Origin of the sequence: Mesorhizobium sp. AR07 (genome assembly GCF_024746815.1) — a bacterium.
Lineage (GTDB): Bacteria > Pseudomonadota > Alphaproteobacteria > Rhizobiales > Rhizobiaceae > Mesorhizobium.
Genome location: NZ_CP080525.1, coordinates 2933399 through 2954241, shown reverse-complemented (window position 1 = coordinate 2954241; position 20843 = coordinate 2933399). Strand labels below are relative to the sequence as shown.

Below are 20843 nucleotides of genomic sequence, written 5' to 3'. Positions count from 1 at the left end.
TCTTGGCCAAGTCAAAACGATAGACCGGGTTTGCGGGCTTGGCGTATAGGAGGCGCAAGACACGCTTACGGGTTGCAGAAGCCGCGGGCGTTCGCGGTCCACTTTCCAAAGCCGGTGGCGACCATGTTGGCAATGACGCGGCAGACATAGATCTTCTGCGCCGGATCGTTGTCGGGACCGGCATGATAGCGGGCGACGGCCATCGACCAGGTCTCGTGACGGGCATGGAGATTGGCCAGGAATCGGGCCGCATAGTCGACGTTCTGACGCGGGTCGAGCATGTCCTCGACGCTGCGAAAATGCGACGCGTGGTAGTGATGGTTGATCTGCATGCAGCCCAGATCGATCAGCGTCTTGCCCTCGCGCCGGGCATTGGCGAAGGCGGCAAGGGCCTCGGCCCGGCTCTTTGGAAAGACAGCTTTTCCCTCTATATTCAAGGCGTTGGGCTGCAAGCTGCCTTTGTTTCCGGTCTCCGTCAGGCCGACCGCGTAGAGGATGCCGGCTGGCACGCCATAGCGGTCGGCGGCGCGCAGGATCTCCGGCTCGCAAGCATTGGTGGCGGCAGCGGCGGCACCCGCGATGCTAGATAAACATATCGTCGCCAGCACGCTCGCGAGAAGGCGAAGTGCCGCGGCCGTAGTCCTGCGCGTCATCGTTGCGGTTCCCTGCGGATTGCTGACCCGGTTGCTGGCCGCCGGTTCCTGCATTGCCGCCGCCCGGGTTTCCAGGTTGGAAGGATGACTGGTCGCGGCCTGGCGCCGCCGGCAAGGGGGCGTTTGCATCGGTGCGGGTTGCGGCGGGGATTGCCACCGAGGGTTGCAGGATGGTGACCTTGTCAACCTCGAAGCCGAGCCCGCGCAGCGATTTGACGATGGCCTCGCTGTCGGCGGACAGCTGACGATAGGCGTCGTGTGTCGAGGGCTTCAGTTCAATCGAAAGTTGTTCTCCCGAGAGGCGAAGGTGGGCTGTCACCATGCCGAGTTCGGCGGGGTGAAGTTCGATCTTCAACACATGTGTCGGAACGGCAACAGGGCTGGCCAGCCGGGTGGTCGCCGATGAGGCCGAAAGGGCCTTTTGCGGGCCGCCATCGGCCGCTATGGCGTTGACCACATTGAGGGCTGCCTGGCTGATGGGGCTCTGCGGTGGCGCAGGGAAGCTCTGTTGCGATACCACGTCGATGCGTGCCGACAAGGACTGTTTTCCCGCTTCGGGCCGCAGCGAGGACTGGACATCCTCGATGCTTTTCAGTGTCGGCGCGTCGTGCCTCGACTGCACGCCGGGCACATCGGCAGTTGTGGCGTCCGGCAGCTTCGGAGCCGCCATGACATTGTCGCGTTTCGGCGCGCTCGAGGCAGCGTTGGCAGCGCTCGGCGGCTGGCCGTCAAGCGACGTCAAAGGCCCATCGACGACCGACACTTGTTCGGGCTTCGGCATGGCTTCCGGCTTCGACATGGTTTCGAGGGCCTGGTCTCCCACCGCGGACTTCGACCGGTAGGTCTTTGGCAGCGGAGCCTGCCCGTCGAGCGTCGGGTTTGCCGGGCTTTCACCGACGGCCGCGTCGCGCCCGGCTGCCTTGGCCGATGTCGAGAAATGGCGCAGGTCATGAAACGCGATCAGCAGCGGCAGGTGGTCCTGAAGCGGCACGGCATCAGCATCCGGCGCCGTTTTTCCGGCGTCGGCGTCGTCCCTGTGCGGCTTTGCGTCCAGCTCGTCCTTATGCGGCTTGGCATGAAGGTCGTCCCTGTGCGGCTTTGCCACCAACTCGTCCTTTTGCGAGTTTGCTTCCAGCTCGTCCTTGCCAGTCTTCACGGTCGGCACTTTGGCCGGGACTGTCTTTTCGGGATCGGCTGTTTTCAGTTCGGCCTGGCCGTCATGCTTGGCAAGGCTGGCGGCGAGTTTGCCCCAGCGCTGCTCGCGCGGTCCCGCTTCGGTCGCCGTTTGCCGTCCCGGGCGGGCAGGATTGGCCTCGCCGTGCAGCATCTTGCCAAAGCCCGTGCTGTCCTTCTTGCCGTTCGCGGCCGGTTGCTCCGGCGTCGCGCGCGGGGCAGCAAATCCTGGCAGGGCCGAGCCCAGGCTGGTGGTCATTTGGGGGCGGCTCCAAGCATCTGGTCGATCAGGTCGAGCTGTCGACGTGTTCTGGTCATGGCGGCGTCGGTCGGATCGGCGGGCTCTGGACTGGCTGTGGGCGCTGGCGCAGATGCCGGCATGACAGTCGCCGCATTGGCTGACGCGGCCGCGACCGCCGGCGTGTTCGGCGCCTTGGTGGCTGGTCCGCCGGAGGCCTTGGCGACGGCGGGTTGCTCCGCGATCGCGCCTTCGACCGGCGGCAGTCCGCTCGCGTCGGCGCCTTGCGCCGTGGCGATCTCGGGAGACGGAGGCTCACTTGCAACCGGGGCGAGCTTCTCCGCAGGAAGGGCGGCGGGCGGGGCGACGACCTCGCCGGCGATGGCCTGAGCGGCGTCGAGCAAGGCGCGGTCGCCGTCCGACAGCCTGCTGCGGTCGATCTTCCCGAGCTTGGCGCGCACGTCCTCGATGGTGCCCGAGGTGACGGTGGACAGGCTGGCGTAGAGCAGGGCGCGTGGGTCGTCGTGGTTGGTGTTGCCGTCGCGACCCTGCTCGGCCCGTGCCGAAGCGAAGGCCGACAGGTCGTTGAGGCCGTCGATCGCGGCGCGGCGGGCGATGCGCAGGTAGATCACCTTCTCGCGCTCGGGATCCATCATCGAAGTGATGTCGCCCAGCTTGTCCTGGCTGATCGACATATGAAGCGCGATGACGCCGGAGACGAAGGAGTCGGCGAACTGGCTGGCATAGGGCGAATAGAGGTAACGCTCGACATACTGGGTGGAGGCGAGCGCGAAGCGCGCCGCGTCACCTTGCGCGACGGCAATGCCGACCGAACGGCGAAGTGCCGCTTCCTCGACCAGCGTGCCGGGGCTGAGCAATCTTGCCTCGTCCAGCAGGCCGAGCGCCGCCGCCGGCTGGTCGCCGGCAAGCAGCGAGCCTTTGACCAGGGCAAGGAAGGCGCCGAGATCGGGGGGGAGCGCCATGGGATCGATCGGCTTCAACGCTTCGATCGCCTCGCCGGGCCGGCCATTGAGGTAGTCGATCACGCCTTTGGCTATGGCAAGGCTTTGCGGGTCTGTCGCGGCGCGCGACGTGGCTGCCTCGACAGTCACGGGGTTGCCGCCGCTCATGCCGTAGACAAGCAGGGCGCGAAAGTTCTTGGCATCCTTGAAATCCTCGGCATCCGCCGAGCGCAGGCGCGCATCCGCCATCTCGAGCAGCTTGGCCTGCATCGGCAGCGCGGCATGATCGCCCGTGGCGATGCGGTCCTGGATGAGCTGCAGAGAGCGCACCAGCTGATACGGCTGCAGCGCGTCCTGGGCGAAGCCGGCCGACGGATGTCCGCCAGCCAGCAGCAACAGGCCAATCAACCGGCTGGTGGCGGCCGCCCGCCTCATCCGCCGGTCGCCATCAGGATTTCGATGCGGCGGTTCACGGCCGCCAATGGATCGGCGGGATCCTTCGGCTGGCGGTCGGCGAAGCCGGCGACCCCGGTGATGCGGCGCTCGTCGACGCCACCGCGCACGAGCATGTAGTAGGCCGAATGCGCGCGCGCCGTCGACAGCCGCCAATTGTCGTAGCTGTCGCCGCGGAACGGCCGGGCATCGGTGTGGCCGTTGATGCTGATGGTGCCCTTCTGGCTGTTGACGATGCGGCCGATCTTTTCCATCGCCAGCACCAGTTCGCGGCTCGGCAGCGCCGAGCCGACCTCGAACATGCCGAAGTCGAGTTGGTCGGTGATCGAGATGACGACACCCTTGTCGGTGGCTTCGACCGAGACGCCGTCATGCAGCTTGTCGCCGGGCTTGAAGGCATCGGCCAACTGCCGCTTGACGTCGGCCGCGGCCTTGACGGCAGCCGCGGTTGGCGCCTTCTCCCCGGTGTCGGGCTTGGCGGTCTCCTGGGCGCTGGCCTCGACCTTGGCAGCGCTCGTGGCTTTGGTCTCATCCGGCTTGGTCTCGCCGGCCTTCGCCATTGCCGCCGCGGGGTTCGCGGCTTGCTTGCCGGTCGCATCCTTTGCCAGCGGTTCGAGCGGTGTGGCCGCGACGGGCGGCACGGCCTTGACCTTTTGCACTTGCATCTTGGCTGCCTTGTCGCCGGGCTTGACCGGATCGCCCTCGATCTTGGTGCGCTCGGCACTGGCTTCGGCGCCGGGCGCCGCTATCTGCTGCGACCAGAAATCCGGCTCGAAGGGGTCGCGATAGGAGGCGCCGCCGGAGGCGCCCGTCGCCGGGCCGGCAGCCTGCGCGCCGCCGTCGCCCTTCTGGCTGACGTTCTGCATGACGCCGGTGTCCGTGGCGATTTCCGAAAGCACCGCGTAAGGGTCGGCGAACAGATGCTCGTCGGAGCGTTCCACCTGCCGCGGCTGCTGCTTGTCCTGTTTGCGATCCGCCGAGCCGGCGCCGCCTTTGCCGTTCTGTCCGGCCTTTTTGGCCGCCTCTTGCGGATCGTCGGCTGTCAGCCCGATCGCGCTCGGACCGTCACCGAGCTCCTCCAGACCCTTGCGGCTCGAATTGCGGTCGACCAGCTTGACCGGGTTGAAATAGCTGGCGACGGCTGCCTTGGTCTGCTCGTTGGCGGCATTGATCAGCCACATGACCAGGAAGAAGCACATCATTGCGGTCATGAAGTCGGCGAAGGCGATCTTCCAGACACCGCCATGGTGGGCATCGTCGTGGTCGTCATGACCACGGCGCACGATGATGATCTCTTGCCTGGCCTGGCCGGCGTCGGCGACGCTCATGCCAGGACCTCTGAGAGGGCTGTCGACCATTCGGCCATACGCGTCTCGAACACCGCCTCGTCGATGGCGACGGTGAGGTCGAAGCCTGGTGTCTCGACGAAGTCGAGATTGGCGGCGCGGGGCCCGAGCGATGCCTTCAGAGTTTCGAACAGCGAGAGCGGGCCGCGCACGGCGATGCGCACCGCTTCGGCATCGCCGACCGCTTCGCGTATCGCGCTGGCGAGCACCTCGATCGAGCGTTTCTGCAAGTCATCGCTGACGATGCCGCCGATGATGCGGGCGACGGTGGCGGCGACAAGCCCGGTCACGCGCGCCTCCATGGCATCGATGCGCAACGAGACCGCCTTGCCGACATCGTCGCCGAGGCTTTCGAGAAATATCCTTGCTTCCTCGCTATTGGCCTGGCGTTCGGCTTCCAGCGCTGCTTCATGCGCGATCGACAGGCGTTCCTCGAGCGCAGCTTCAGCCTGGGCAACCGCCTCGGCGATCAGCGTGCCGATATCGGCTCGCGGCGCCGGCGCCTCGGGCTTGTATTCCGGATCGGCCGCCCGGGGTGGGCCGGCACGTTGCGTGCGGGTGCCGAAATCGGGCAGAAGGTCGAAAAGGGCTGCGGAGGCCATCGTTTACACCGCGACTTCCTGGGCGGCCCATTTGCGCAGGATCTGCGCGGTGCGCTCTTCGTTGAGGTCGACCATTCGGGCGAGCCGATCCTGCGGCGCGGGCCTGATCTTCTGGCGAAGATCGTCGAGCGGTGTGGGATTTGGGCGTGAGCCGGGCAAGGCGCCGACGGCGGCGCTTTCGGCGTTCGCGGTTGCTTCCGGCGTCGGCAGCGAGCGCTGGACCTCATCGAAGTTGGGGCCTGCCAGGGCCGGCGTCGCCTTTGCCGTCAGCGCCGCCGCCATCGGCCGCAGGCCGAAGAAGGCGACCAGGAACACCACGACGATGAAGGCACCGGCGTTGATCAAGGTGCCGGCGTGCTGGCCGACGGAATCGAGCATTCCAGCCTGCGGAAGCGCCTCGCCGTCCAGCCCGTCGATGAACTCGACCGCCGAGACGTCGATGATGTCGCCGCGCTTGTCGTCGAAGCCGGTGGCCGAGGTCACCATCTTCTGGATGTCGGCGACGCGCTTGGCAATCTGATCCGGCGTGGCGTCCTTGCCGAGGATGGTCAGTAGCCGCTGCTGGTTGACGACGACGGCAATCGACATCTTGGTGACGGTGTAGCCGTTGGAGACGGTTGCGATCCGTTTCGAATTGATTTCGTAGTTGGTGACCTCTTCCTTGCGGTCGTTCTGCGAAGAGGATTGCGGACCGTCGGTGGCGGTTGCCTGGGTCTCGGGCAGGTTCTGCTCGACGCTGGCCGGGGTCGAGGCCTGCTTCTGGTTGTTGTGTTCATTGGCGCGCACCGACTGCACCGAGCGCTCGACGCGCGAATTCGGATCGAAAATGGTTTCTTCCGTTTGGCGGGTGTCGGTGTTGACATCGGCCTTGACGCTGGCGCGGAAATTGTCCGGGCCGAGATAGGGCGCCAGTGCACGGCGGATGTTGTCGCCGATCTGCGCCTCGACGGTCTGCTCGACGCCGAGCGTACGGGCGGCGCTGGTGTTGGAGGGATCATCGCCTGCGGCCAGCAGATTGCCGTTGGAATCGAGCACCGTCACCTTGTCGGCCGACAGGCCGGGCACGGCGGCGGAGACGAGATGGCGGATCGACATGGCGCTCTTCTCGGCGTCGATGCCGGCATAGCGGATGACCACCGAGGCGGAAGGCTGCTGTTCGTCGCGGCGGAAGTTGGCGCGTTCGGACATGACGATGTGGACGCGCGCCGCCTTGATGCCTGATATCGACTGGATGGTGCGGGCGATCTCGCCCTCCAGCGCGCGCACGCGGGTGATCTGCTGCATGAAGGAGGTGAGGCCGAGCGATCCGACATTGTCGAACAGTTCGTAGCCGGCATTGGCGCTGGTCGGCAGGCCCTTTTCGGCAAGCAGCATGCGGGCCTGCGCGGTGGTGCCGGCCGGCACCAGCACGGAGGTTCCGTCGGCGCCGACATCGAAGCCGATGCCGGCTTCGCCCAGCACTAGGCCGATCTGGTTCACATCGGCGCGATCGAGCCCGACATAGAGCGTGTCGTAGGCGGGGCGGTTGAGATAGACCGAGGCGATGCCGATGACGCCCATCACCAGGACGGCGATGCCAGCCAGCATGGCGAGGCGCTTCACGCCAAAGCCGCGAAGATTCGAGATGATGCTCTGGATCTGTTCCGGCACGGTTCGACGACTCCCAGCATGACTGTCCGCCGGAACAGTAGTCTTCGAAGCTTGTGCGAAAATGAAATCGGGCCGCGCTTGCGGCGCGGCCCGTCAATCGGAGTGCGAAAAGGAGGGCGGGACGAAAAAGGAGGGCGCCGGTGGCGCCCGCGACTAGTTCTTGAACAGCGACAGGATGCTCTGCGAGGCGCTGTTGGCGATCGACAGCGACTGGACGCCGAGCTGCTGCTGTACCTGGAGCGCCTGGAGGCGGGTCGATTCCTTGTTCATGTCGGCATCGACGAGCTGGCCGACACCGCGGTCGATGGAGTCCATCAGGCTCTGGGTGAAGGTCTTCTGCAGGTCGATGCTGCTCTTAGCCGAACCGAGGATTGTGGCGGAATCGGTCAACTGAGCCATGACCTTGTCGATCCTGGTCACCATCTGCGTGATGATGTTGTCGGTCACGCCGGCCGCGGTGATGTCGAGGTTGTAGGCGGAGATGTTGTCGACCTTGGCGACCGCTCCCGCCGCCGTCTGGCCAGCGGTGTTCGCGGCGAGGTCCGTTGATCCGCCCGCGATCGCGGTCGCATAGGCGGTGTCATAAAGGGTCTGGGCGGCCCCCGTGGAATAGATGGAGGTCTGGCGATCAAGGGTGCCTTGGTTCTTGACGCCGGTGGCAAGACCGTAGTCGAAAAGCTTGGTGCCCTCGACATTGATGTTGATCGTTCCGATCGAAACCGCGCCAGACGAGGAGCGATTGAAGGAGGACACGATCTGGGAGTCGGGCTGGACGCCATCATTGGGGAGGGCAGTCTGCTTGGAGGTCACCGCAAGGAAATTCGAGCCGGAGAAGGTTGCCGCATCGGCAAAGGACTTCATCTGCGCCTGAAGCGCCTTGATCTCGGTCTGGGTTTTTGCCTTGGCGGCATCCGTCTGGCCGACGGTCGAAAGCAGCTTGGTCTTGATCTGGCCGATCGTTGTCAGCACATTGTTCATGCCGGTGTAGGCGGTGTCGACTTTCGAGGCGCCGAGACCGAGCGCATCCTGCACCGTCGACAGGGCCTGGTTGTCCGAGCGCATGGTGGTGGCGATCGACCAGTAGGCGGCGTTGTCCGAGGCCTGCGAGACCCGGTAGCCTGTCGAGATGCGAGCCTGCGTCTGCTCGAGTGACTTGTTGGTGGCGCTGAGGCTTTGAAGTGCGGTTAACGCCGCAGCGTTTGTCATGATGCTCGCCAAGAAAGTCGCTCCTTCTCAAAAACCGACATGCTCAGACATGCCGGATAGGCCTGTTCAACGGGGTGGCATCGTGCCGGTCGGACCGATTCGCCAACCTGGCGTAAGCTATTGGTTAACCATAACTAGCGCGGCATGGTTAACAGCCTGTTAAAAGTTGGCTTCTGAGAGTTAAGAAACGGGGATTGCGCGAGGCTGGAGGCAAACGCAAATCGGGCCGCGCTTTTGGCGCGGCCCGATTTTTAGTGTGACCTGTGGTCAGGCGTAGACGATTAGCCGCGGAAGAGCGACAGGATCGACTGCGACGAGCCGTTGGCGATCGACAGCGCCTGGACGCCGAGCTGCTGCTGGACCTGCAGGGCCTGCAGACGGGTCGATTCCTTGTTCATGTCGGCATCGACGAGCTGGCCGACACCGCGATCGATGGAGTCCATCAGGTTCGAGGTGAAGGTCTTCTGCAGGTCGATACTGCTCTTGGCGGCGCCGAGCGTCGAGGCCGCGTTGGTCATGTCGGCGAGCGCGGAGTCGATGACGGTCAACATCTGCTTGATCTGATCGTCGCCTGCAGCTTTGCCCGTTGCGCTGTCGAAGATCTTCAGCTTGGCGGCCGAATAGGTGTCGGTGGCCGTTGCAGCATTGCCGAGGGTCACGGCCACGGCCGTGCCGGTGGCCACACCGGTGGAGCCGACGCGTTCCGTGTCGAGGATGCCCTTTGCGAGTGTCGCGGTGGTACCGGCTTCATACAGCTTGGTGTTTTCCACCTTGACGTCGATGGTCGAGATCGAAGCCGCGCCGGCGGCGTCACGGTTGAACGCCGAAAGGATCTTCACATCGGCCGCCGTCGTGGCTGTTGCACCGCTGTTTACGGACAGCATGTTGGTGCCGGAGAAGGTGGCGCCGTCGGCGTAGGACTTCATCTGGTCCTGAAGAGCGGCGATTTCGACCTGGGTCTTTTGCTTCGAGGCATCCGTCTGGCCATAGGATGCCAGCAGCTTGGCCTTGATCTGGTTGATGGTGGTGATCGCGCTGTTCATGCCGGTGTAGGCAGTGTCGACCTTGGAAGCGCCGAGGCCGAGCGCGTCCGAAACGGTGGACATTGCCTGGTTGTCGGAGCGCATCGTGGTGGCGATCGACCAGTAGGCGGCGTTGTCGGATGCCTGCGAGACCCGGTAGCCGGTCGAGATGCGGGCCTGGGTGTCCTGGAGGGATTTGCTGGTGGCGTTGAGGCTCTGCAGGGCCGTCAACGCAGCGGAGTTCGTCATGATGCTGGACATGGTACTCGTACCTTGTTTTTACAGGATTTTTTTGCATACCGGCTTTTCCGGTATGACGGTGCGGCATCATGCCAATGATCTCTAGAACCGATCACCCGCCATCTGCGAGCGAATATGCGGGCAAGTCCCTACCAAAGGACTAAACTGGACGGTTAATCGAAAATATTTTGATTGAATTCCGTGCCGGTGCGGCAGGGATCAGTTGAAGGAGCGCACCAGGCTGCCGACAAGCAGATTCCAGCCGTCGATCAGGACGAAGAACAGGATCTTGAACGGCAGCGACACCACCGTCGGCGGCAGCATCATCATGCCCATTGCCATGGTGATGGTGGCGACGATCAGGTCGATGACCAGGAATGGCAGCACGATCAGGAAGCCGATCTCGAAGCCGCGCCGGATCTCCGAGATCATGAAGGCGGGCACCAGGATGCGCAGGTCGACGGTTTCGCGCGAAACGGTCTGGCCGCGCTCGCGGGCGAGGTCGGCGAACAGGTCGAAGTCCTTGTCGCGCACATTGTGCAGCATGAAGGTGCGGAACGGATCCGAGATCTTTTCGAAGGCTTCGGTCTGGGTGATCTGGTTGTCCATCAGCGGCTTGACGCCGGTGTTCCAGGCCTGGTCGAAGGTCGGCGCCATGACATAGAAGGTCATGAACAGCGACAGTGAAATGAGGATCAGGTTCGCCGGCGTCGATTGCAGGCCGATGCCGGCGCGCAGGATCGAGAAGGCGATGACGAAGCGGGTGAAGCTCGTCACCATGATCAGCAGGCCCGGCGCCACCGACAGCACGGTCAGCAGGCCGAACATCTGGATGATGTAGCCGACGGTGGTGCCATCGGCCTTGCCGATGCCGCCGAGGTCGAGTTGCTGCGCCGCGGCGACCGATGTGGCGGCGGCGATCATCGCGGTGGCGAGGAGGAACTTTCTCATTCGAGCAGCAATGTCCTGATCAGAATCTGCTTGGCGTGACCCTGGCTGCGGATCGCGGCGCGCTCCTCGAGATCGGCCTTCAGGTGCTGGTAGCCGCTGGCGCCCTCGATCTGATGCATCTTCAAGGTGCGCACGAAGGCCAGCAGGTCCTGTTGGATCTGCTCGGTCAGCGGCTGCGGCTGCGGCGCATCGTAGAGCACCGATGCTTCCAGCCTTATCCAGACGTCGGCCGGCGAGGCGATGTTGGTTGTGATCGGCGCCAGCACGACAAGCGTCGGCCCGCCCGGCGGCGTGGCGGCGTCGGGCTGCACGACCTTGCCTTCGTTCTCGGGCGCGACCGGCACCGGCACCGGTCCATTGACACCCTTGAGATAGCCGCCGGACATCCAGCCCATGCCGATGGCGGCGACCGTCACAACCAGCAGCATGGCGGCCTGAATGGCAAGGGAGGGACCCTTGCGCGGCTGAACCTGTTCGACATTTGCCACGGTGCCGTGTTCCCCGATCCTAGAACGGAAGAACCTGGTCGAGAACCTGCTGGCCGTAGGCAGGTTGCTGGACCTCGGTGATGCGGCCGCGTCCGCCGTAGGAGATGCGTGCTTCGGCGATGCGTTCGTAGGGGATGGTGTTTTCGGCGCCGATATCGGCCGGCCGCACGATGCCGGCGAGCGTCAGCACCCTGAGCTCGGCGTTGACGCGTACTTCCTGCGATCCCGTGATTATCAAATTGCCGTTCGGCAGGACATCGGTGACGATCGCAGCGACATTGAGTTCAAGCGTTTCCGAGCGTTTGATCTCGCCGTTGGCCGTCGTATCCGTGGCGGAGGTGAGAGCGCCGGCGCCCTTGCCGGCGGTGCTCAGCTTGTCCCACTGCGCGCTGATGTCGAAACCGAGCTTGCGGTCGGCGGTGCGGCTCCTGTCGTTCTGGTTCTTGAAGTTGGCCCTGTCGTTGATCTTGATCTTGACGGTCAGGATGTCGCCCTGCGACAGCGCCCGTGGGTCGGTGAACAGCCGGCTCTGGCGGTCATCCCACAATGAGAATTTCCTGACCGGCGCGCGCGGCGTTGCCGGATAGCGATAGAGGGAAGACGTGTTGCCGCCATCGATGCCGGAGCCGACCGGGGACAGCGCCGGCTCCTTGCCGACCTCCTTGAGATTGGTTCCGCAGCCGGACAGCACGGCAACCGCGCACAGGACGAGCATTTTGCGGATCATGACGGATCTACCCTTCGGGCCGCGCTGGCCATGATGCCGGTGAGCGTCGCCGCCGCCTTCTGGTCCATTTCGTTGAGGATGACGCTCGCCTTACGGGAATCGAGCTTCATCAATATGGCCGCCGCCAGATCGGCATTGACGATGGCCAGGCGCTCGGCGGCGGCGTCGGGCTTCATGCCGGCATAGATCTGGACGACGCCGTCCTCGGCCCGGGCCAGGAAAACCTCGCGCCGCTTCAGCCAGGTCTCGTATTCGGCCTTCTTTTCGTCCAGCGCTTTCATGCGCTGGTCGATGCCAGCCTGCAGCTGTTTCAGTTCCTCCGCCTGCAAGGTATAGCGGCGGTCGCGCGCCGCGTCGGCGATGTTGGAGCAGAAGCGCTCGATCTCGCTTTGATCCGGCGCCTTTTCCCGCGTCAATTGCTGCGGCGGCTCAGCGGCCGGGGCTCCCGGGAGGACCTGGCGAACTGCGTCCTCTGCGCGTGCGATGCCGCCGGCAAAGGCCATGGCGGCGACAAGGGCGGCCGCGAGCAGGATTGCGGCGGGGCGGCGTCTTTCGTTGGAAGCGAGGGAACGGGTCATCGGCATCGCCTATTGCAGAACCAGGTCGGCCTGCAGGGCGCCGGCCGACTTGATGCCCTGCAGAATGGCAATGATGCCGTCCGGCTTGACGCCGAGACGGTTGAGGCCGGAAACGAGCGTTTCAAGATCGGGTCCGTCAAGCACGGCGACGCGGGCATTGGGCCGGCTGGCGTCGATGGCGGTGAATGGCTCGACGGCGGTCACGCCCTTGGAGAAAGGCTCGGGCTGGACGATGCGCGGCGTTTCGGTGATGCGCACCGTCAGCGTGCCGTGGCTGATGGCGACCCGCGAGATCTTGACGTCGTTGCCGATGACGATGGTGCCGGTGCGCTCGTCGATGACGACACGGGCCGGCGTATCGGATTCGACCACCAGGTTCTCGATCTCGGCATAGAAGCGGGCCGCTGAAACACCCTTCGGCCTTTTGATCTGCACGGTGCGCGAATCGCGCTCGGCGGCCACGCGCATGCCGAAGCGCTGGCTGGTATAGTCGTTGATGGCGTCCGCGATGCGGATGGCGGTCGAGAAATCGGGATTGCGCAATTGCAGCGTCAGCGTCGCCTGATCGTCGAATTCGACCTGAACCGCGCGCTCGACGATGGCGCCGTTCGGCACCCGGCCGGCGGTCGGCACGCCTTGCGTCAGCTGCTCGGCCTGTCCCTTGGCGGTGAAGCCGGAAACGATGACCGAGCCCTGGCCGACGGCATAGATCTCGCCGTCCGCCGCCTTCAGCGGCGTCATGATCAGCGTGCCGCCGGCGAGCGAGGTCGCGTCGCCCATCGAGGAGACGTCGATGTCGATGCGGGCGCCCGACTGCACGTAAGGCGGCATGTTGGCGGTGACGATGACAGCGGCGACGTTCTTGGCGCGCGCGCTGCCGCCTTCTGTGGCGATGCCGAGATTTTCGAGCATGGCGCGGATCGACTGTTCGGTGAATGGCGAGTTGCGCAGGCTGTCGCCCGATCCGGCAAGCCCGATGACTAGGCCGTAGCCGACCAGCTGGTTGTCGCGCGAACTCTGCAGCTGGGCGATGTCCTTGATGCGCGAAGCGACCTGGCCCGGCGGCAGCGAGCTCGGTCCGGACGAAACCCGGAACATGCGGCTGGTGGTGGCCGGATTGTATTCGGGATCGTCGTAGACGCCGCCATTCTTGGCGGCGAGATCGCGCTTGGCCTTGGGTGTCAGGCCGTCGGCCAGCGCCGGCTGCAGGCCGAGCACGGCTGTCAATATCAGGGCAAGCGCGCGCATCATGAAGCGCTGACCTGGATGGTTCCGTCGGCCATCACGGTGCCGGACAGGACCTTGCCGCTGTCGATGTTGCGAACCTTGACGAGGTCGCCGGCAGCACCTGGCTGCAATGTCACGGCGGTGGCCGAGATCGTCAGCCCGCCGGCGATGAAGAAGACCTGCACCGACGCGCCCTGTTCGACCAGCCAGGCCTCGCGGATGGCGGCGGAGGGGATGTAGCGGCCGGGCAGCAGCGTGCGCTTGGCGATCTTGCCGTCGAGTTCCTCGGCCCGCGTGGCGACCGCGTCGGGCTTGTGCTTGCCGGCAATGAGGGTCACCTGTTTCAGGGCGGCGAGCTGGATGGTCTCGCCGGGATAGATGACCCGATTGGGGATCAATACAACCTCGCTGGCAGGTTGATTGCCGGCGATCTGAGTGGCCGATTGGCCTGTCGATTGGTTTGTCGACTCCTGGGCGAAAGCCGGCATGCCGCCGGCCACCAGCGCAAGGACGAGCGCGGTGCGGCGGAATGCGGGGCAGGAGATCGGCATGGACATCATCCGTTACCTGATGTTCTTGGAAACGACGGAGGCCATGTCGTCGGCAGCCTGGATGACCTTGGAGTTCATCTCATAGGCGCGCTGCGCCGAGATCAGCTCGGTGATTTCCTTGACCGGGTCGACGTTGGAGGCCTCGAGGTAGCCCTGCTGGATGGTGGCAAAGCCGGGATCGCCCGGCACGCCGACATTCGCCGGACCGGAAGCCGTGGTTTCCTTGAACAGATTGTCGCCGAGCGGCGCCAGGCCCGCCTCGTTGGCGAAGTTGGCGATCTGAAGCTGACCGAGGGTCTGCAGGTTGGTCTGGCCGTCGATGCGGGCGAAGACCTGTCCCGTTTTGTTGACGATGACCTCGACGGCGTCGGTGGGAACGGTGATGGCCGGAATGACAGTGGCGCCGTCGACCGTCACCAGCTGGCCGGTGGCGTTGGTGTTGAAGGCGCCGGCGCGGCTGTAGAGGGTGCCGCCGTCGGCGCCCTCGACCTGGAACCAGCCCCTGCCGGTCAGGGCCATGTCGAAGCTGTTGCCGGTGCTGGTCAGTTCGCCCTGGGTGTGCACGTTGCGCACGGCCGTCGTCTTGACGCCGAGGCCGATCGAGACGCCCTCCGGCACCAGCGAGGCGTTGGCGCGGTTGGGCACGCCCTGCGTGCGGTCGACCTGGTAGAGCAGGTCGGAGAATTCGGCGCGTGCGCGCTTGTAGCCGGTGGTGTTGATGTTGGCGATGTTGTTGGCGATGACTTCCAGATTTGTCTGCTGGGCATTCATGCCGGTGGCGGCGATGGCGAGTGCTTTCATGGCGGAATTCCTCAGATGCCCATTCGACTGATTTCGAGATAGGCGGAAACCACCTTGTCGCGGATGGCGACGGCGGTCTGAAGCGCCTGCTGCGCGCTCATCACGGCGTCGACCACCTGACGGGTATCGGCGTCGCCCTTGAGCGCCTGCATCGACACCTGCTCGGCATTCTGCAGCGTGTTGACGGTCTTGGAGGCTGCCTGGCTCAGCGCCTCGGCGAAAGAGGTGCCGATGTTACCACCCGCCGATGGTGTCGCGCCGCCCTGGAGCAGGCTTGTCACCGCGTCGTCGCCGCCGATCGACGACTTGAACTGAAGGGCTCCGATACCGCTGATCATTACTGGTTCCTCATCAGGTCAATGGTCATGGAAATCAGGTCGCGCGCCTGCTTGACGACCTGAAGATTGGCTTCATAGGAGCGGTTGGCCTCGGTCATGTCGGCCATTTCGATCAGCAAATTGACGTTGGGCATCTTGACGTAGCCCTTGTCGTCGGCGGCCTCGTTGCCGGGCTGGAACTCGACCGGAAAGTCACTGGGATCGCGATCGATGGAGTTGACCGCGACCGTCGAGCTGCCGGAGGTCCGGTCGAGCTCGGAGACGAAGCTGATGGTCTTGCGGCGATACGGATCGGAACCTGGCGCCGTACCGGTCGACTGGGCGTTGGCCAGGTTTTCCGAAACGACACGCAAGCGCTCCGACTGAGCGCCGAGGCCGGATGCTGCGACTTTGAGGGCTGCGGTCAGCGCATCCATGTCAGCTCTTCACCGCCATCATCATCATCGAATGAAACGCCTTGACGATCGCCGTGTTGAGCTCGAAGGAGCGCCGCACCTCGCCGGCCTTCATTAACTGGTCTTCCAGCACGACCGAGTTCTTGGACGGCATGACCACGCCGTCATCCTGCTGCGGCTTGATGGCGAAGCCGGCATTGGTCGCGGCGTTGCCGAGATGACCGGCCTCGGTGGCCTGCAGCGACACCGCGGTGCGATCGAGCACCTTTTCGAACGGCTCGACATCGTTTGCCGTGTAGCCCGGCGTGTTGGCGTTGGCGATGTTGCCGGCGATGGCGGACTGGCGCACGGCCAGCCATTGCGCTTGCTTGGTGGCGAGGTCGAAAAGGGAAACGGGCTCCATGGGAATCTCCGAGCAGGTTCCCGAAGACTAGGCCGTCAGTCTTGCGCGGACCTTGCGGATGGCCGCAAGCCCGAGACGGTCTACCTGGAGAGTTCGATCACCTGGTCGGTGCTGGTGACCATGACCCATTTGCCGTTGCGCTGCTCGATGGAAGACACCTGACTGGAGTCCGGCAATATCGAACCGCGCTGGACGATCCATAGTCCTGCATCGTCCTCGATCATGGCGCGGCCATTGGCGACATGAACCATGCGGAATTTCGCGGCATCGGCCGGAAAGGGTTGCTCGTCGGGTGCCGGCGCGGGATTGGCATCATCCTGCACGGTTCCCGTGGCAAGCAGATCGAGATCGGCCGCCGGAACGTCCTTTGCCGTCAACGGCGCGCTGCGTTGGGCGACCACGCCGCCGCCCGCCCGTCCCGAATTGGTGCCGGTACCGCCGAACTTGATCGCCTGGACGCCAAACTGTTCCTGGTTGAAGAAGATGTACCAGGGAAACAGGGCGCAGATCAGCCCGAGCGTGAGGCCGAGCGCGGCAACGACGAAATCACTGCGCCGGTCGGACTTCTTTTTCAGCCTGGGAAACTGCGCCTTTGGCGGCTGCGGCCATTCGACGAGCGGGAACAGGCCGTCGATCAGCGAGTCGCGGCTGGCTTGTGTCATCTCGCCAGCCTCTGCCTGGAGAGCCCTGGGCAGGGTTGGCTTGGCAGCTCTGGCCAGAACAGCCTCGGCCTTCGCGGCTATGGCGCGGGCAGCCTTTGCCTTGACACGCCTGGCTTCGTCGGCCCGGGCTTGCTCCGCGGCGTTGGCCTCGGCGATCATCTCGCGCAGGACGCGCTCGGTGTACTGGCGTTCAGTCTCCTGCATCGGCATTCAGCTTGCTCTTGAGATGGCGGGCGAGATCGGAGAATGGATCGGCCGACGGGCGGTCCTTCGGCGATTGTGTCAGCGCCTCGTAGATGAGCGGCACCTGGCGCACGGCGATGTCGAGCTCCGCATCGACGCCGCCCTGATAGGCGCCCAGCAAACGGATGTCGCGCGTGTCCTCGAAGCGGGCGATCATCGATTTCAGGCGCGTCACCAGCGCGCGCTGCTCCACGCTCCAGGCCTTGCCGGCCAAGCGCGATATCGACGACAGAGGGTTGACGGGCGGATAGCGGCCCTGCTCCGCGATCGCGCGGTCGAGCACGACATGGCCGTCGAGGATGCCGCGCACGGAATCGGCGACCGGATCGTTGTGGTCGTCGCCGTCGACAAGCACGGAGATGATGGCGGTGATCGATCCCCTGCCTTCAATCCCTGGGCCTTCGGCGCCCGGCCCGGCGCGCTCGAGCAGCTTGGGCAGTTCGGTGAACACCGAGGCCGGATAGCCGCGGGCGACCGGTGGCTCGCCGGTTCCGGTCGCCACCTCGCGCAGGGCATGGGCGAAACGGGTGATCGAATCCAGCACCAAAAGCACGCGATGGCCCTGATCGCGAAAATGTTCGGCGACGCGCATGGCGGTGTCCGGTGCGCGCCGGCGCATCATGGCGCTCTCGTCGCTGGTGGCGACGACGGCGACGGTCTTGGTCATGCTGTCGCCGATGGTGTCCTCCAGGAATTCGCGCACTTCGCGGCCGCGTTCGCCGATAAGCGCCACGACGACGGTGTCGAATGCGTCGGCGCCGGCGAGCATGGCGAGCAGCGTCGACTTGCCGACGCCGGAGCCGGCAAAGATGCCGAGGCGCTGGCCGAAGCAAAGCGGCGTGAAGATGTCGATGACCTTGACGCCGGTCATGAAGGCGGTGCCGACGCGCTGCCGCGCCATGGCGCCGGGCGTCGTCCGGGCGCCGCCCGAAATATCGTCACCCCTGACCAGTGGCTGGCCGCCATCGATCGCCCTGGTGAGCGCGTCGATGGTGCGGCCGCGCCACGTCGCATGCGGCGCCACCGCGAGCGGACCGCGGCGAAACACGGCATCACCGATGCCGGCATCGGCGCTGCGTTCGAAGGGTGCTACGACGACCTCGTCGCGGCCGATCTTGACGATCTCGCCACGGCGCGTGCCGGCAAGGCCGCGCTGCTCGACGATGTCGCCCAGCCTGGCGAAGTCGGAAAGGCCATGGACCTTGTAGTGCGTGGACGTGACTTCGGTGACGTGGCCGCCGCGCTTGAGCAGCGTCTCGGTGTCGCTGAAACGCCGCCAGACCCGCTCCAGCGCGGCAAGCCGGTCTTCCGGAGCCGGCTGGAGCTGTCTTTCGGGCGCGCGCAGGGATGGCTGGTCGAGCGACATGGGTTATTTCGAGCCGAGCGTCTTGATCGCCTCGTCGGTGGAGGATGCGGTCTGCCGCATCAGCGCGGCGGTGTTCTCGAAGGCGCGCTGCACCTGGATCAGCCGGGTGATCTCCAGCACCGGATTGACGTTGGACTCTTCGAGAAAACCCTGGGTGACGCCGACGTCGGAGCGATCGGTGACGGGCTCTGGCGTGCGCGTCGGAACGATGCCGGAATTGCCGTAGCGGACGAAGTTCTCGCCGGGATCGAAATTGTAGAGGCCGATCGAGCCGACAAGCTGATCGTTCTGGCGCAACGAACCGTCGGCCCCGGCCTTGGGCGGACCGTTGCGGGGGTCGAGCTGGATCGGCGCCCCGCCGGCGTCGAGCACCGGGTGGCCCTCGATCGACATCAGCTCGCCATTCTCGTTCATCGAAAAGCGCCCGTCGCGGGTCATGACGGTGCCGACCGGCGTATCGATGGCGAACCAGGCATCGCCCTGAATGGCGAAATCGAACGGGTTTCCGGTCTCGGTCAAGGCACCGTGCGCGCCGGAAAGATAGGTCTTGCCCGAGGACGCGAAGGATACAGATTTCGGCCCGGTGCCGGAGACGACGTCCTCGAACTTCACGCCGGTGGCGCGAAAGCCGATGGTCGAGGCGTTGGCAACATTGTCGGCGATCGTGTCGAGGCGGCGCTCGAGCGCGATCTGCGAGGAAAGGGCGACGTACAGGCTGTCCCGCATGATGCTCTCAGGACCTCAGCTTCAGCATGGCCATCATCAGGTCGGTCGAGATACCGACCGAGGTCGGTTGCGCGAAGAGCACGCTGACCGAGGCGACGGCCGACGAAGTCGGGTTGTTGATCTCCCACATGCTGGTGAAGCGGGTCAGGAACTTGCCGAGCTTCTCGGGATCGGAGAAATCCGAGATGTTGAGTTTCTGCTCGAACAGCTGCACCTGCTTGTCGATGTTGGCGGTGGCGAAGGAATCGGGCAGCCCGAGCGCGGTGCGCACGACGCTGGCAAGAGCCGTGTCCGCCAACACGTCGTACCAGTTGGTGATGGTGGGGGCCTTGCGCTGGAAATAGAGGGCCAGCCGCACGCCCTGATTGGTCTGGCCCGCATCCTCTTCCAGGGACTGGCGCAGGTATTTGTCGACCGTCGGCTGCTGTGCCGGATTGTAGGTGGTGGCGGCCTCACCATACCGCTCGAAGTTGAAAGCGGCCGCGAGTCCGGCATAGGCTTTGTTGGTCAGCTTGTTGGCGACGCTGTTGGGATCGCGGATGCCGCCGGCCAGAACGCTCTGGATGAGATCCCGTTTCTCTGTCGCCGGATTCAGCCCGTAGGCTGCCAGCGCATAATTATACAGCCGACTGTCGGCCATCAGGTCGTCAACGGATTTCACCTTGGTGATGTTGGAAAGGTAATAGGCCGTCTCGGCCTGGATATAGTCCGCGTTCGGCTTGATGAGGCCAAGCGCCGACTCGGTGGTGTAGAGCTTCGGCGTATCTTTCTGCACCGCGTCGCTCGAAGTCGTCTGTTCGCCATATTGGGCAAAGTTGAACGCCGAGACAAAATTGGCATATCTTTTGTCGGTCAGGCTGTTTGCAGGGCTATTGGGATCGCTGACGCCGCCGGTGAGCATGGCGCGGATTTGCTGCGGTGTTTCGGTGGCCGCATCCAATCCATACGAGGCCATGGCGAAGGTAAGCAAACGTTTGTTCGCCATGAGATCGTCGATCGATTTCACGTTGGAGATGTTGGCCGCATAGTAGTCGGCTTCCCCCTTGATGTATTGAGCGTTCGGCTTGACCAGCACCAGTCCAGTTCCGGCCACATATCCCGCCGGAACTGCCTTCTGGACCGCGTCGCTTGAGGTCGCCTGGTCGCCATACTGGGCGAAGTCGAAGGCCGCGACGAAGGCTGCGTATTTCTTGTCGGCCAGTTGATTGGCGGGACTGGCGGGATCGCTCACTCCGCCTTCGAGCATCGCCCTGACACGTGCGGGCGGTTCGGTCGCCGCATCAAGCCCGAACGCTGCCATCGAGTAGGTCAGCAGACGGTTGTCACCCATCAGGTCGTCGATGGATTTCACATTGGAGACGTTGGTCAGATAATATGACGTCTCGCCTTGGTAGTAGCTGAACCCGGACGGCGAAGCGCCGAGATCGACCTGGAGCGCGTAGTTCGTGGTAACGCCCTGCTGGGCTGGATTGTAGCTTGTGGCAGCGCTTCCGCGGGCCGCGAAATTGAAGGCGGACACGAAGTCGGCATAACGCTTGTCGGTCAGCTTGTTGGCAAAGCTGTTGGGGTCGGAGACGCCTTCCTTCAGTGCCTTGATCATGAAGGCCTTGGCGTAGGCCATATCCTCCAGCCCATAGGCCTTCATGGCATACTTGAACAACCGATCGTTGTTGACGAAGTCGTCGATCGATTTGACCTTGGTGATGTTGTCCAAATAATATTTGGTGTCGCGATCGACCACAGGCTGCTTGCTGATCTGGGTGATCGACTTGGTGATATCTCTGGCTATAAGCTGATAGCTGGTAAACGTATTAAGCAAGGACGTGCCTCCGGCAGAAGCTA

The 20843-nt window shown here is 64.4% G+C and carries 22 protein-coding genes; all 22 read right to left on the bottom strand.

The genetic code is table 11. The features are described from left to right. Window positions 1-65: 65 nt before the first annotated feature. Entirely contained in the window at window positions 66-653 is a 588-nt protein-coding gene (locus BPNPMPFG_RS15070; protein ID WP_258596237.1) for a transglycosylase SLT domain-containing protein, read from the bottom strand. Then, complete coding sequence (gene fliK, locus BPNPMPFG_RS15065; RefSeq protein ID WP_258596236.1) at window positions 583-2085, bottom strand: flagellar hook-length control protein FliK; 1503 nt, start codon at window positions 2083-2085, stop codon at window positions 583-585. Before fliK ends, BPNPMPFG_RS15070 begins: the two co-directional genes overlap by 71 nt. Then, window positions 2082-3461, bottom strand: a complete 1380-nt coding sequence (locus tag BPNPMPFG_RS15060; RefSeq protein ID WP_258596234.1) for a MotC family chemotaxis protein — start codon at window positions 3459-3461, stop codon at window positions 2082-2084. The genes fliK and BPNPMPFG_RS15060 overlap by 4 nt, the downstream gene beginning before the upstream one ends. After that, entirely contained in the window at window positions 3458-4807 is a 1350-nt protein-coding gene (locus BPNPMPFG_RS15055; protein ID WP_258596232.1) for a MotB family protein, read from the bottom strand. Before BPNPMPFG_RS15055 ends, BPNPMPFG_RS15060 begins: the two co-directional genes overlap by 4 nt. Next, window positions 4804-5427, bottom strand: a complete 624-nt coding sequence (locus BPNPMPFG_RS15050) for a hypothetical protein (protein ID WP_258596230.1) — start codon at window positions 5425-5427, stop codon at window positions 4804-4806. Before BPNPMPFG_RS15050 ends, BPNPMPFG_RS15055 begins: the two co-directional genes overlap by 4 nt. 3 nt (window positions 5428-5430) lie before the next feature. Next, a complete protein-coding gene (gene fliF / locus BPNPMPFG_RS15045) occupies window positions 5431-7077 on the bottom strand; it encodes a flagellar basal-body MS-ring/collar protein FliF (RefSeq protein ID WP_258596228.1) in 1647 nt (548 codons plus the stop codon). 153 nt (window positions 7078-7230) lie between these two features. Further along, window positions 7231-8295 carry a flagellin N-terminal helical domain-containing protein gene (locus BPNPMPFG_RS15040; protein ID WP_258596226.1) on the bottom strand — a complete coding sequence of 355 codons (1065 nt, stop codon included), beginning with the start codon at window positions 8293-8295 and terminating at the stop codon, window positions 7231-7233. 269 nt (window positions 8296-8564) lie between these two features. Then, window positions 8565-9566 (bottom strand): flagellin N-terminal helical domain-containing protein, encoded by a 1002-nt coding sequence (locus BPNPMPFG_RS15035; RefSeq protein WP_258596224.1) that lies wholly within the window; start codon window positions 9564-9566, stop codon window positions 8565-8567. A gap of 198 nt (window positions 9567-9764) precedes the next feature. Next, entirely contained in the window at window positions 9765-10496 is a 732-nt protein-coding gene (gene fliP / locus BPNPMPFG_RS15030; protein ID WP_258596223.1) for a flagellar type III secretion system pore protein FliP, read from the bottom strand. Next, complete coding sequence (locus BPNPMPFG_RS15025) at window positions 10493-10984, bottom strand: flagellar basal body-associated FliL family protein (protein ID WP_258596222.1); 492 nt, start codon at window positions 10982-10984, stop codon at window positions 10493-10495. The genes fliP and BPNPMPFG_RS15025 overlap by 4 nt, the downstream gene beginning before the upstream one ends. Window positions 10985-11003: 19 nt before the next feature. After that, a complete protein-coding gene (gene flgH, locus BPNPMPFG_RS15020) occupies window positions 11004-11711 on the bottom strand; it encodes a flagellar basal body L-ring protein FlgH (RefSeq protein ID WP_258596221.1) in 708 nt (235 codons plus the stop codon). Continuing rightward, window positions 11708-12295 carry a MotE family protein gene (locus tag BPNPMPFG_RS15015; protein WP_258596220.1) on the bottom strand — a complete coding sequence of 196 codons (588 nt, stop codon included), beginning with the start codon at window positions 12293-12295 and terminating at the stop codon, window positions 11708-11710. The genes flgH and BPNPMPFG_RS15015 overlap by 4 nt, the downstream gene beginning before the upstream one ends. Window positions 12296-12298: 3 nt before the next feature. Continuing rightward, a complete protein-coding gene (locus tag BPNPMPFG_RS15010) occupies window positions 12299-13540 on the bottom strand; it encodes a flagellar basal body P-ring protein FlgI (RefSeq protein ID WP_413776856.1) in 1242 nt (413 codons plus the stop codon). Beyond that, window positions 13537-14076: a flagellar basal body P-ring formation chaperone FlgA gene (gene flgA / locus BPNPMPFG_RS15005; RefSeq protein WP_258596219.1), complete on the bottom strand. Its 540-nt coding sequence runs from the start codon at window positions 14074-14076 to the stop codon at window positions 13537-13539. Before flgA ends, BPNPMPFG_RS15010 begins: the two co-directional genes overlap by 4 nt. Window positions 14077-14079: 3 nt before the next feature. Then, on the bottom strand, window positions 14080-14868 hold the full coding sequence (gene flgG / locus BPNPMPFG_RS15000; protein WP_258596218.1) for a flagellar basal-body rod protein FlgG: 789 nt from the start codon (window positions 14866-14868) through the stop codon (window positions 14080-14082). 11 nt (window positions 14869-14879) lie between these two features. Beyond that, window positions 14880-15206 (bottom strand): flagellar hook-basal body complex protein FliE, encoded by a 327-nt coding sequence (gene fliE, locus BPNPMPFG_RS14995; RefSeq protein WP_258596217.1) that lies wholly within the window; start codon window positions 15204-15206, stop codon window positions 14880-14882. Next, window positions 15206-15622, bottom strand: coding sequence for a flagellar basal body rod protein FlgC (gene flgC, locus BPNPMPFG_RS14990; protein WP_258596216.1), 417 nt, complete (start codon window positions 15620-15622; stop codon window positions 15206-15208). The genes fliE and flgC overlap by 1 nt, the downstream gene beginning before the upstream one ends. A gap of 1 nt (window position 15623) precedes the next feature. Next, the gene (flgB, locus tag BPNPMPFG_RS14985; protein ID WP_258596215.1) at window positions 15624-16004 is read right to left on the bottom strand and encodes a flagellar basal body rod protein FlgB; all 381 of its coding nucleotides are present in this window, start codon (window positions 16002-16004) and stop codon (window positions 15624-15626) included. 80 nt (window positions 16005-16084) lie between these two features. Continuing rightward, the gene (locus BPNPMPFG_RS14980; RefSeq protein WP_258596214.1) at window positions 16085-16876 is read right to left on the bottom strand and encodes a hypothetical protein; all 792 of its coding nucleotides are present in this window, start codon (window positions 16874-16876) and stop codon (window positions 16085-16087) included. Continuing rightward, a complete protein-coding gene (fliI, locus tag BPNPMPFG_RS14975; RefSeq protein ID WP_258596212.1) occupies window positions 16857-18275 on the bottom strand; it encodes a flagellar protein export ATPase FliI in 1419 nt (472 codons plus the stop codon). Before fliI ends, BPNPMPFG_RS14980 begins: the two co-directional genes overlap by 20 nt. Window positions 18276-18278: 3 nt before the next feature. Then, window positions 18279-19001, bottom strand: coding sequence for a flagellar basal-body rod protein FlgF (gene flgF, locus BPNPMPFG_RS14970; protein WP_258596211.1), 723 nt, complete (start codon window positions 18999-19001; stop codon window positions 18279-18281). 7 nt (window positions 19002-19008) lie between these two features. Further along, window positions 19009-20820: a DUF1217 domain-containing protein gene (locus BPNPMPFG_RS14965; protein WP_258596210.1), complete on the bottom strand. Its 1812-nt coding sequence runs from the start codon at window positions 20818-20820 to the stop codon at window positions 19009-19011. Between the last annotated feature and the right edge of the window lie 23 nt (window positions 20821-20843).